Source organism: Quisquiliibacterium sp. (assembly GCF_982640115.1).
The window spans coordinates 18275-29931 of record NZ_CEXFHW010000028.1 but is presented as its reverse complement, the minus strand read 5'-3'; the positions used below and the strand labels follow the sequence as shown (position 1 = coordinate 29931).

Genomic DNA, 11657 nt, shown 5'->3' with positions numbered 1-11657 from the left:
GCGCGCGGCGGGCGTCGGCCTCGGGATAAGGGTCGGGCCCGAGCAGCCGCTCCCAGTCGGGCTGGAAGGGGGGCACCGGGCTGAAGGGCAGGTGCGTGTTCATCGTGGGCATGAACACGAAGCGCGGCGGGGCATCGGGCCCGCGCGGATGCATCTGTTCGAAACGGGCTGCGGCGAACTGGTCGGGCACATGCCAGAAGCCCAGCGGCGGCCCGCGCCAGCCCAGCGCCGGGCCGTCGATGAACACCTGGTAGTTGAAGAACGCGCGCTCGGGCCACTCCCAGCTGAGTGAGGCATACACGCCGAAGGTGCGATAGCCATGGGCGCCGAACAGGCTGATCAGCGTCGGGCGGGTGGTGGTGAGCAGCACATCGTGACGCATCGGGTCGCTCAGGTCGAGGCCCGAGAGCACCCCTAGCTGGGCGAGGTCGGAGCCGCCGCCGAAGGTGGGCGAGCGGAACCAGGCCGACACCACCTGCCGGCCGCCTGCCGCGATCTCGGCGGTGAAGCGCTCGCGCAGCGGCGCGAGCACCGGGCGGGCGCGCGGGTCGGTATGCACCACCTCACCGACCGACTCGAGCATCATCAGATAGACATCGCGGCCGCGCAGCGCGGCCAGCGCCTGGCCGGGCGGCAGGTCCATCGCCTCGTCGACCGGGCTGCGCGCCGGCAGCAGCGCGGCCTGGTGCGCGGGCGAGACGGCGGCCAGCAGCAGCCGGGCCTGCCGCCAGTAGGTGGGTGTGACCGGCTTGGACACCACCGGCCAGGTGGCCTGCACGCCGGCATGGTTGGCGATGACCAGCAGCGCTGCGGCCAGGGTGGCCAGCAGTGCGCCGCGGCGGCGCAGCGCCCAGGGCGCGGCCTCGCGGGCCATCACGCCGAGCGCGCCGTGGATCACGCGCCACAGGGCCCAGAGCAGCCCGGCCGAGCCGAGCAGCACCGCCGCGCTCAGCCACCAGGGCTGCTCCTGCGTGAACACCCGGATCACCCGCGGCAGTTGCGCGCCGTCCCAGTAGAGGTTGATCGGGCGGCCGAACAGGGCGGGGACGGTCACATCGCCATAGCGGCTGATCACCAGCCCGGTGTAGACGACGCCGATCACGGCCAGCGCGCCGCGGCCGACGCCGCCGCGCCAGGCGGTCAGCCCGAGGACGATGACCCAGGTCCAGACGAACTCCGGCGCCATCCGGTGGTCGGGCCGCACCGCGGGCGTGGGCCACCAGTTGGTGAAGCTCAGCATCGCGTTGAGAAGGAGCAGCGCGGCCACGGGCCGCAGTGCGCGCCGCCATGCGGGCAGGGTGTCGGGCATGGCGCATTAGACCGCATCGCCGGCGTGCTGCGGTATAAACGGCGGGATGCCGGTCCTTGTCATCGCCCTGCTCGGCGCCGAGTGCACCGGCAAGTCCACGCTGTGCCGGGCGCTTGCGCAGGCGCTGCCCGGGCTGTGGGTGCCCGAGGCGCTGCGCGACTTCGTCTCGCGCCACGGCCGCCCGCCGCGCTCCCATGAGCAGCCCACCCTGCTGGCCGAGCAGATCGCCCGCGAGGAGGCGGCCATCGCCCGGGCCGCAGCGCAGGGTCTGGGCTGGGTGCTGGCCGATTCCGCGCCCATGGCCACCGCGCTCTACAGCGAACAGCTGTTTGTCGACCCCGGACTGACCCCAGCCGCGCTGCGGCACCACCAGCGCTACGCCCTCACCCTGGTCACCGGCCTGGAGGTGCCCTGGGAGCCCGACGGCGCGCAGCGCGACGGCCCGCAGGCGCGCGCTGATTTCGACGCCCGGCTGCGCTGCACGCTGGTGCGTGCGCAGATCCCTCACCACCGCCTTGCCGGACCTCCGGGCCCGCGCCTGGACCAGGGGCTTCGCCTGGCACGGGCCTGCGCCGAGGATTACAATCGGGTTTCACGCTAGGGGTCCCGCACAAAACCGCGGCAGCAGCCGGCTGCGGTCCGAGTCATCGGACGGGTGAGAAAAACCCTTGGAACCTGATCGAGTTAATGCTTGCGCAGGGAAGCGTGGAGGCCTTGGCCGAGGCGCCGCTTTCCGGTGCGCCCTCGTTCGATCCGCCCCGCTCGCCTGCCATCGTTCCGCGAGGAGTCACCGATGGCCACACCGTTTCATGCCCACCCGTTCCCGGCCCCGCGCCGCCGTCCGCTGGCGCTCGCCTGCGCGCTGGCCCTGAGCGCCTGGACGCCGCTTGCTGCTGCGCAATCCGGGGCTGCCGCGCCTGCGGTGCTCCCCGAGGTCCGCGTCCTCGCCCGGCCCTTCCCGCCGGCTACCGAGACCGCCACCGTGGGTGGCCTGTCCAGCGCACCGCTGGCCGAGACCCCGATGTCGATCAGCGTGATCCGGGCCGGCACCCTGCGCGATGTCGGCGCCGGCGGCCTGTCGGGCGCCATCCGCGGCGAACCCTCGGTGGGCGATGCCTACAACGCCATCGGCTACATCGAGTCGCTGCAGGTGCGAGGCTTCCTGCTCGACAACGCGCAGAACTACCGGCGCGAGGGCCTGCCGGTGTCCAACCACACGCCGATGGCCTTCGAGAACAAGGATGCGATCGAGATCCTGCGCGGCACCTCGGGCATCCAGGCCGGCACCAGTGCGCCGGGCGGCCTCCTCAACCAGGTGCTCAAGCGACCCACCGCGGCGCCGCTGCGCGAGGTGTTCTTCGGCCTCTCCGAGCGCGGCTCGGCGCTGCTGCACGCCGACCTCGGCGGCCGTGCCGGCCCCGGCGAGGTGCTGGGTTACCGGGTCAACGTGTCGGCCGAAGAGCGCCGCCTCGAGGTGCGCGACGCGCCCGGCAACCGGCGCTTTGCCAGCGTCTTCCTCGACCTGCGCCTGCCCGATCGCTCGGTGCTCGAGATCGAGGGCGAGCAGCACCGGTACTCGCAGGTGAGCGTGCCCGGCTACGGCCTGCTCGACCGCAACGGCGACGGCGTGGCCGAGACCCTGCCGGGGCTGATCGACCCGCGTCGCAACCTCAACAACCAGCCCTGGTCGCAGCCCTTCGAGAGCCGGGCCAGCGCGGCCTCGATCGCCTGGCGCAAGGCGCTCTCCGACAACTGGCAACTCGCGCTGCGCCATGCCTGGCAGGAGATCCGCACCAACGACCGGCTGGCCTTCCCCGATGGCTGCAGCAGCGGCCCCGTCTATGTCTATCCCGGCCTGTGCGGCAACGGCGATGTCGACATCTACGACTACCGCAGCGACGGCGAACGCCGGGTCAACCGCAACAGCGAGGCGGTGCTGCGCGGCAAGGCGGTCACCGGCGCGATCCGCCATGAGCTCACCCTCGGTCTGCTCGACGCCGAGTACAGCGAACGCTACCAGCCGCGGCAGGCCTACAACTGGGTCGGCACCAGCAACATCCACACGCCGGTGGTGCTGCCCGCCGACCCGGTGCCCGGCGATCTGAACACCCTCCGCGACAGCCGGTCGCGCGAGTTCTGGGTGGCCGACGCGATGCGCCTGCCGGGTGGCTGGTCGGTGTGGGGCGGCGCAAGGCACAGCGAGCTCTCGCGCGGCAGCCAGCGCACCGACGGCAGCCGTGCGCTGAGTTATGACCAGTCGCTCACCACCGGCTGGGGCGCGATCGGCTGGCAACCCTGGACCGGCGGCATGGCCTATGTGTCGGCCGGCACCGGCGTGGAGTCCGAGGCGGTTCCCAACCGGCCCTCGCTCTTCAGCAATGCCGGCGCGGTGCTGCCGGCGCTGCGCAGCCGCCAGGCCGAGGCGGGCTTCAAGCAGGTGCTGCCCTCGGGCGGGCTGTTCAGCGTGGCCCTGTTCGAGATCGTCAAGCCCTTCTCGGGCGACCTGCCCGATGCCAGCGGCACGTCCAGCCGCGAGGCGGGCGCCCGCGAGGCGCGGCATCGTGGCGTCGAGCTCGCCTGGTCAGGCCGGCCGCTGCGCTCGCTGTGGCTGCAGGCCCAGGCCACGCTGCTCGATGCCGAGATCACGCGCTCGCCCGATGCCACCGAGGCCGGCAAGCGACCCACCAATGTCGCCCCGGCTGCGGCCAGCGTGCTGGCGGCCTGGCAGGTGCCCGGCGTGGATGGCCTGCAGTGGATCAACCGGCTGGCGCTGTCGGGGCGCAAGGCAGTCACCCGCGACAACACGGTGTCCATCCCGGGTTACGCACAGTGGGACACCGCGCTGAACTGGCGCCTGCGCGCCGATGGCCGCAGCTTCCTGTGGCGGGTGGGCATCGACAATGTGCTCGACAAGCGCTACTGGCGCGAGGCGCCCACCCAGTACTGGGGCGGCACCTACCTGTTTCCGGCCTATCCGAGAACCTTCCGGGCCTCGGTGCAGATCGGTTTCTGATCTGGCACAACGGTGCCCCCGGCTGCGGGGACACCGTGGGTCAGCCCGATCAGTAGCTGAAGTTCAGCTGGAAGATCGCCGTGGTGCCGCTGGTCTCGTTGCCCACCACCAGCAGCGGCTTGCCGTTGGGTGACTGAGCCGCAGGGATCAGCAGCAGGCCTTCCGGTCCGCGATCACCGGTGGCCCCGGTGCGGGTGTTCAGGTAGGTGACGAAGCTCACCGCTGCCGGATTGCTCACATCGTAGACCATCACCCCGCCCACGCGCTCGAGGCCCACGAAGGCCAGGAACCGGTTGCCGAAGCGCGCGACGACCACGCCCTCGGGTTCCGGGCCCTTGTTCGGGCTGCGGCTGTCCAGCGTGTCGTTGTCGTTGCTGGCGTTGAACTTCACGCTGGGCAGCGCTTTGGTGCGCTGCTCGAGATCGTCACCGGAATCGTGCACGCGCTTGATGTCGGTGCTCCAGATCGAGAACGATCGGGCGCCGAAGGCGTAGAGCTCGGTGCACTGCCCGGCCGCATTCCTGCCGGTGGAGCCGCCATTGGGCGTGGTGGTGATGCGCAGGCGTCCGAGATTCGAGTCGAGGATCTGGTTGGCGGCGTTGCTGAACACCGTCGGGTCAAGGCCCTTGTCGCAGTGCGCGCGCACCCGGGTCTCCTCGTTGAAGCCGGGCCAGTCGGCGCGGGCGTCGCCCTCGTTGGCGGTGATCAGCCAGGTCTGACCGCTGTGCGAGAAGCTCGCGATGCCATCAGGCAGATACAGGCCGCGCACCGGTTGTGTGGCGATCCTGACCGCCGGCGTGCCGCTGTTGGTGTTCGTGCCGCCATCCTCGTCGGATGCATCGAGGCCCATGCCGGCGAGACTGTGGTCCTTGTAGCCCAGGGCGCGGATGTCGGTGATTCGCGCGTTGAGGATGTCGACGGTGGCGATCGCATTGTTCTCCTGCAGCGTCACCCAGGCGGTGCGGCCATCGGCGCTCACCGTGATGTATTCCGGCTCGAGGTCCTGGGCCACGGTGGCGTTGGGGCCGTAGATGCGAACCCCGGCCGCGCGAAGTTCATCGACACGGCTGTTCCAGGCCTTGAAGTCGGCGGTCATCACCTCGGGCGTGCCTTCCCGGTTGACCCGGATGATGCTCACCGAGCCTTCCGGGTCGACCGAGTCGGCCTGGCCGTAGCTGTTCGGTTCGCCTTCGTTGGCCACCAGCAGATGGCTGCCGTCGGGCGTGAAGACCACCATGTCGGGCAAGGCGCCCACGGTGACGCTGTGCCGCAGCTGCAGGGTGGCCGCGTTGTAGAAGGCCACCTTGCCCGGGCTGGTCTTGGGCGAGGCCTCGATGGCCAGGGCAACCAGGCCGTCGTGCACCGCCACGCTGTTCACCGAACCGCCCAGCGCGGTGACGCTGATCGAGCCCACCTTGGCCGGCGCTGCGGGGTTGCTCAGGTCGAGCACATCCACGCTCCCGTTGGCGCCATTGACCACGAACAGGCGCTTGCTGGCCGCGTCATAGGCGGTGATTTCGGCCGCGCCGACCGCCGCGCCGTCGAATCCGCCGATCTTCTCCATCGTGAGCGAGACGGGCGTGGGCGTTTCCGGGCCGGCCTCTCCGCACGAGAGCAGGAACACCGGGAGCAGCAGCACGGCAATGCCGCGAAGGCAGTCGAAAAGGGCTCGCGGCGGCCGGCGCGACGAATCGTTCATGGGGTGTGCCTCGCAAAGGGTGATGACGCGGCGAGGATCGGTGACTGCCATGACGAACCGGTGACCGTTCGATGACCTTGCGATGACAGGAGGCCTGCCCTGCCTTCCATGCTCGCCGGCGAGCCACGATCTGCCCCTGCCGGCTGTGGTAAAAGTCGGCCATTCAAGCCGCCTGATCAGGAGCTTCCATGGACCTCGCCGAACTCCGCTCATTCACCGCGCGCAAGTGGGATGACGACCTGCTGCCGCGGCTGGTCGACTATGTCCGCGTGCCCGCCAAGTCGCCGGGCTTCGATCCGAGCTGGGCCGCGCACGGCCACCTGAAGGCGGTGATCGAGTCGGCGCGCGACTGGTGCCGGGCCCAGCCGATCGCGGGCATGACGATGGAGATCGTCAGCATCGACGGGCTCACGCCCTGCCTGTTCTTCGACATCCCGGCCACCGGCGGTCTGGGCAACGACAGCTCGGTGCTCTTCTACGGGCACCTCGACAAGCAGCCCGAGATGGTCGGCTGGCGCGAGGGCCTGGGCCCCTGGTCGCCGGTGATCGAGAACGGCCGGCTCTACGGCCGCGGCGCGGCCGACGACGGCTATGCGGTCTACGCCGCGCTCACCATCGTGCAGGCGATCGACGCCCAGAAGCTGCCGCGGCCGCGCTGCGTGGGCCTGATCGAGACCTGCGAGGAGAGCGGCAGCCCCGACCTGCCGGCCTACCTGAAGCTGCTGGCGCCGCGCATGGGCCAGGTCAAGCTGGTGGCCGGTCTCGACTCCGGCTGCGGCAACTACGACCAGCTCTGGGTGACCAGCTCGCTGCGCGGTCTGGTGGGCGGCGTGCTGACCGTCGAGGTGCTCACCGAGGGCGTGCACTCCGGCATGGCGAGCGGGCTGGTGCCCTCGTCGTTTCGCATCGCGCGGCAGCTGCTCAACCGCATCGACAACGCCGCCACCGGCGAGGTGCTGCTGCCCGAGCTGCATGCCGAGATCCCGGCCGAGCGCCTGGCCCAGGCCCAGGCCGCCGGCGCCATCCTGGGTGACGCGGTCTGGAAGCACTTCCCCTGGGTGGGCTGCTCGCACGAGCCGGGCGCCGACCCGGCCGCGCACGACAAGCACGCCCATGCCATGCCCACCACCACCGATCCGGTGCAGGCCATCCTCGCGCGCACCTGGCGGCCGGCGCTGTCGGTCACCGGCGCGGCCGGCCTGCCCTCGCTCGATGCCGCCGGCAATGTGCTGCGGCCCAAGACCTCGCTGAAGCTGTCGATGCGGCTGCCGCCCACCGTCGATGGCGAACGGGCCACGCGGGCCATGAAGCAGGCCCTCGAGAGCAATCCGCCCTACCAGGCGCGGGTCACCTTCAAGGCCGACTGGGGCGCCACCGGCTGGAACGCCCCCGAGACCGCGCCCTGGCTGCGCGGCCTGCTGCAGGAGGCCTCGCAGTCGGTCTTCGGCCGCGAGCCCGCCTGGATCGGCGAGGGCGGCACCATTCCGTTCATGAACATGCTCGGCGAGGTCTTCCCGCAGGCGCAGTTCCTGATCACCGGCGTGCTCGGGCCGCAGAGCAACGCGCACGGCCCCAACGAGTTCCTCGAGATCGGCTATGCCAAGCGGCTCACCGAGGCGGTGGCCCGCGTGGTGGCCGGCGTGCGCTGAGCCCGGAGCCGAGCCATGCCGGCCAGCCAGCCCTCGGCGCAGGATCTCTTCACGGTGGTGCGCGAGGTGCTGTCGGCCGAGATCGCGCCGCTGCTGCCCGCGCCCGAGCAGTTCCGGCTGCGCATGATCGACCGCCTGCTCGAGATCCTCGCGCGGGAGCAGAGCCTTGGCGCGCCCGCGCTGGCCCGTGAGCGCGAAGGCCTGCTGCGCCTGCTTGCCGGCCCGATGCCTGGCGATGCCGCCTCGGTGGCCGAGGCGGCCCCTGTGGCTGACCCGGCCACGCCGGGCGCCGTTGCCTCGGTGGACGAGCTTGCCGCCGAGCTGTGCCGGCGCATCCGCGACGGCCGCGTGCCGGCCGATTCCCCGGCCCTGCTCGCCCATCTGCGCGAGGGCCTTGGCGACGCCCTGCGCATCGACAACCCGCGCTGGCTGCCGCCCGGCGCCTGAGCACGCCGCGGCTGCCGGCGCCTGAGCGCGCAGCGGCTGCTGGCGCCTGAGCGGGTCTCAGCGCGCCTTGCGCGCCCGCTTGCGCGGCCCCGCGAAGCCGAACAGATAGGCCGCGATCTTGCGGATCTGCACCTCGTCGGAGCCCTCGGTGATGCGGTAACGCCGGTGGTGGCGGAAGAAGTGCTCGAAGGCCTTGGTGCGGGTGTAGCCGATGCCGCCGTGCACCTGGATGGCGAGGTCGGCGGCATTGCAGGCCAGCCGGTTGGCGCGGTAGTTGGCGATGGCCACCTGATCGCTGACCGCCTCGTGCGGCTGGCGGTCCATCTCCCAGGCGGTGCGGAACACATAGTGGCGCACCATCTCGCACTCGGCATGCATCTCGGCCAGCGGGAACTGGATGGCCTGATGCTGCGCGATCGGCTTGCCGAAGCTGCGCCGCTCGCTGGCATAGCGCACCGACTCGGCGATGCAGTAGCGCGCCACCCCTGCGCTTTGCGCGGCCTGGCGGATGCGGTTCTGGTGCACGAAGTGCTGGGCCAGCACCAGGCCCTGGCCCTCGCGGTTGAGGATGCAGTCGGCCGGCACGCGCACATTGGTGAAGCTCACCTCGGCGTGATCGCTCGGCATGTTGAAGGTCCAGTGGTAGTACTCGATCTTCACGCCCGGCGCGTCCATGGGCACGATGAAGGCGGTGATGCCGTCGGCGTCGCCCTGCTTGCCCGAGGTGCGGGCGAAGACCAGGTCGGCGGTGGCCTTGTGCACCCCGCTGTTGAAGCGCTTGACCCCGTTGATCACCCAGTGGTCGCCCTCGCGCACGGCGGTGGACTCCATCCAGGTGGCATCGCTGCCATGCTCGGGCTCGGTGAGCGCGAAGGCGATGTAGTGCTCGCCGGTGACCAGACCGTTCAGGTACTGCGCCTTCTGCGCCGGCGTGCCGTAGGCATGCAGGATGTGCACCATCGGCATGCTCGGCACCAGCGAGGACTCGTCGGGCAGGTTGCCATGCAGGCCCAGGCCGCGCGCTGACAGGTGCTCGCGGATGATCACCACCTCGAGGTTCGAAGCCGCCTCGCCGCCGAGGTCGCGCGGCAGGCCCAGGCGCAGGAAGCCGGCGCGGTCGGCGCGGCGCTTCATCTCGCGCACCAGTTCCTCGAACTCGTCGCGCGGCACGCCGCCGCGTTCCCAGTCGGTGCGGGCGTATTCGCGGCGATGGTCGAAGAACTCGGGGTGGGCCTGCTCCAGCGGCACGATCTCGCGGGCGATGAAGGCATCGAGTTCCGCGAGCCGCGCCCGGGTTGCTGCGGGTATTTCGAAATCCATCATGGCTCCTGGCCGCGCCGCGCGAGCACCGGTGCCCGGTGGGCCGGCGCCTCGCGGCTGTGTGAGGATCCGGGCATGGCCCAGCATACCCAAGGGCTTTCGCTTCAAGGCGCCGATGTCCGACCCCGTGGAACTGAGCAGGTCCGTTGATGCGCTCGCCGCGCGCCATCTCGGCGCGCAGGCCCCGGTGCGCGGGCTGCGCGCGCTCACCGCCGGCGCCAACAAGGCCACCTGGGCGTTCGAGGCGCTGATCGATGGCGACTGGCGCGGCTTCGTGCTGCAGCGCTCGGCCGAGGCCGCCGCCCTCGAGCCCGACACCGAGGACGACTGGCTGCCGATGCTCTCGGGCGCGCAGGAGTTCGCCGCCATGACCGTCGCCGGCGAGGCCGGCGTGCCTGTGCCGCGGGTGCATGCGCTGCTGCAGGCCGACGACCTGATCGGCCCCGGCGCGATCACCGCCCGGGTCGAGGGCGAGACCCTCGGCCCGCGGATCGTGCGCGACGCCGGCCTGACGCAAGCCCGCGCCGCGCTCACCGGGCAGTGCGCGCGCGCGCTGGCGGCGGTGCACGCCATGGCGCCGGCGCAACTGCCCTTCCTGGGTCGCCTCGGCGCCGACGAGACCCTGGCCCTCTACCAGCGCGTGCTCGATGGCGTGGGCCGGCCGTTGCCGGTCATCGAACTCGCGCTGCGCTGGGGTCGCGAGCGCCGGCCGCGCAGCCCGCGTCTGGCGGTGGTGCACGGCGACTTCCGCACCGGCAACTTCATCGTCGGCCCCGAGGGCCTGCGCGCGGTGCTCGACTGGGAGGTCGCCCATCTCGGCGATCCCATGGAAGACCTCGGCTACCTGTGCATGCGCACCTGGCGTTTCGGGGGTGCCGGGCCGGTGGGCGGCTTCGGTCAGCGGGCCGAGCTGTTCGCGGCCTATCAGGCAGCCAGCGGCCAGCCGGTCGATCCCGAGGCGGTGCGCTTCTGGGAGGTGATGGGCTCGGTGCGCTGGGCGCTGGGCTGCGTGCGCCGCGCCCGCAGCTTCCGCCACCAGGCTCGTCGGCGGCTGGAGTTCGCGGCGGTGGGCCGGCGCTTCGCCGAGCCGGCCTGGGACATTCTCGACCTGATCGAAGGCCGCGAGGCCTGAATCGTATGAGCGCCTCCGCCATGCCCCAGACCCAGCCCCTGTCCGAGCGCGACCGGCTCGACCTGCCCGCGCTCGATCGCCTGCTCGCCGACACGCTGCCCGACTATGCCGGGGCGCTCGAGGCCTCGCGCTTTCCGGGCGGCTTCTCCAATCCCACCTACCTGCTGGCCTTCGCGCGACGCGACGGCGCGCCTGGCCGCCTGGTGCTGCGCAAGAAGCCCGCGGGCGTGCTGCTGCCCTCGGCGCACCAGGTGGATCGCGAGTACGGCATTCTGGGCGCGCTGGCCGGCTCGGGCGTGCCGGTGCCGGCGCCGGTGCTGAGCCGCCCCGACGGCAACCCGGTGCTCGGCGAGGCCTTCTACCTGATGAGCCATGTCGAAGGCCGGATCTTCACCGATCCGACCCTGCCCGGTCTGACCCCGGCAGAGCGCGGCGCGGTGTTCGATGCGATGAACGCGGCGCTCGCCCGTCTGCACACGCTCGATCACCGCGCGCTCGGGCTGGCCGGCTTCGAGCGGCCCGGCCCCTTCCTGGCCCGGCAGGTGGAGCGCTGGACTCGCCAGTACCGGGCGGCGCAGACCGGGGAGATCGCGGCGATGGAGCGGCTGATCGCGTGGCTGCCCCGGCACCTGCCCGAGGACGGCCCGCTGGTGATCACCCACGGCGACTACAAGCTCGCGAACCTGGTGGTGCATCCCCGCGAGCCGCGGGTCGCGGCGGTGCTCGACTGGGAGCTCTGGACGATCGGCCACCCGCTGTGCGACCTCGCCTTCAACTGCCTGGCCTGGCATCTCGCCGAGCCGCCTTCGGGCCTGGTGGGCCACGATCTCGGTGCGCTGGGCATGCCCGACGAGGCCGCCTATGTCGCGGCTTACTGCGAGCGGGTCGGCCGCGAGCCGCCGGCCGACTGGGCCTTCTACATCGCGTTCAATCTCTTCAAGCTGGCGGCGATCCTGCAGGGCGTGTACCGGCGCGCCCTCGACGGCACCGCCGCCTCGCCGCAGTCGCTGGCGCGCGGCGCGCTGGCCGCGCAGCGCGCCGAGCTCGCCTGGCAGCTGGTGTCCTGAGGCGGCTGCCGGGTCCGGGCC

General features: G+C 71.7%; 9 protein-coding genes and 1 riboswitch. Of the genes, 6 read left to right on the top strand and 3 right to left on the bottom strand.

What is annotated here, in order from left to right; translation table 11 throughout:
- A partial coding sequence (locus AC2H6A_RS05380) for an LTA synthase family protein (RefSeq protein ID WP_484272115.1) occupies nt 1-1309 on the bottom strand: 1309 nt, incomplete at its 3' end.
- 46 nt (nt 1310-1355) lie between these two features.
- Here AC2H6A_RS05380 and AC2H6A_RS05375 point away from each other — a divergent pair.
- Together AC2H6A_RS05375 and AC2H6A_RS05370 are read left to right on the top strand one after the other, a co-directional pair.
- Nucleotides 1356-1910, top strand: coding sequence for an AAA family ATPase (locus AC2H6A_RS05375; RefSeq protein WP_484272114.1), 555 nt, complete (start codon nt 1356-1358; stop codon nt 1908-1910).
- Nucleotides 1899-2028, top strand: a riboswitch (TPP riboswitch). (Overlaps the previous gene by 12 nt.)
- A gap of 74 nt (nt 2029-2102) precedes the next feature.
- Entirely contained in the window at nt 2103-4322 is a 2220-nt protein-coding gene (locus tag AC2H6A_RS05370) for a TonB-dependent siderophore receptor (RefSeq protein WP_484272113.1), read from the top strand.
- A gap of 49 nt (nt 4323-4371) precedes the next feature.
- On the opposite strand, the gene AC2H6A_RS05365 is transcribed toward AC2H6A_RS05370, so the two are convergent.
- The gene (locus tag AC2H6A_RS05365) at nt 4372-6021 is read right to left on the bottom strand and encodes a choice-of-anchor I family protein (RefSeq protein WP_484272112.1); all 1650 of its coding nucleotides are present in this window, start codon (nt 6019-6021) and stop codon (nt 4372-4374) included.
- A 188-nt stretch (nt 6022-6209) separates the two neighbouring features.
- On the opposite strand from AC2H6A_RS05365, the gene AC2H6A_RS05360 reads away from it, so the two are divergent.
- Together AC2H6A_RS05360 and AC2H6A_RS05355 are read left to right on the top strand one after the other, a co-directional pair.
- Nucleotides 6210-7670, top strand: a complete 1461-nt coding sequence (locus tag AC2H6A_RS05360; RefSeq protein WP_484272111.1) for a M20 family metallopeptidase — start codon at nt 6210-6212, stop codon at nt 7668-7670.
- A gap of 15 nt (nt 7671-7685) precedes the next feature.
- Complete coding sequence (locus AC2H6A_RS05355) at nt 7686-8117, top strand: DUF6285 domain-containing protein (RefSeq protein ID WP_484272110.1); 432 nt, start codon at nt 7686-7688, stop codon at nt 8115-8117.
- Between the two features lie 57 nt (nt 8118-8174).
- Here the strand turns inward: AC2H6A_RS05355 and AC2H6A_RS05350 are convergent, their stop codons facing one another.
- A complete protein-coding gene (locus AC2H6A_RS05350; RefSeq protein ID WP_484272109.1) occupies nt 8175-9437 on the bottom strand; it encodes an acyl-CoA dehydrogenase family protein in 1263 nt (420 codons plus the stop codon).
- A 115-nt stretch (nt 9438-9552) separates the two neighbouring features.
- On the opposite strand from AC2H6A_RS05350, the gene AC2H6A_RS05345 reads away from it, so the two are divergent.
- Together AC2H6A_RS05345 and AC2H6A_RS05340 are read left to right on the top strand one after the other, a co-directional pair.
- A complete protein-coding gene (locus tag AC2H6A_RS05345; protein WP_484272108.1) occupies nt 9553-10569 on the top strand; it encodes a phosphotransferase family protein in 1017 nt (338 codons plus the stop codon).
- A gap of 5 nt (nt 10570-10574) precedes the next feature.
- A complete protein-coding gene (locus AC2H6A_RS05340; RefSeq protein ID WP_484272107.1) occupies nt 10575-11636 on the top strand; it encodes a phosphotransferase family protein in 1062 nt (353 codons plus the stop codon).
- Nucleotides 11637-11657 lie beyond the last annotated feature (21 nt).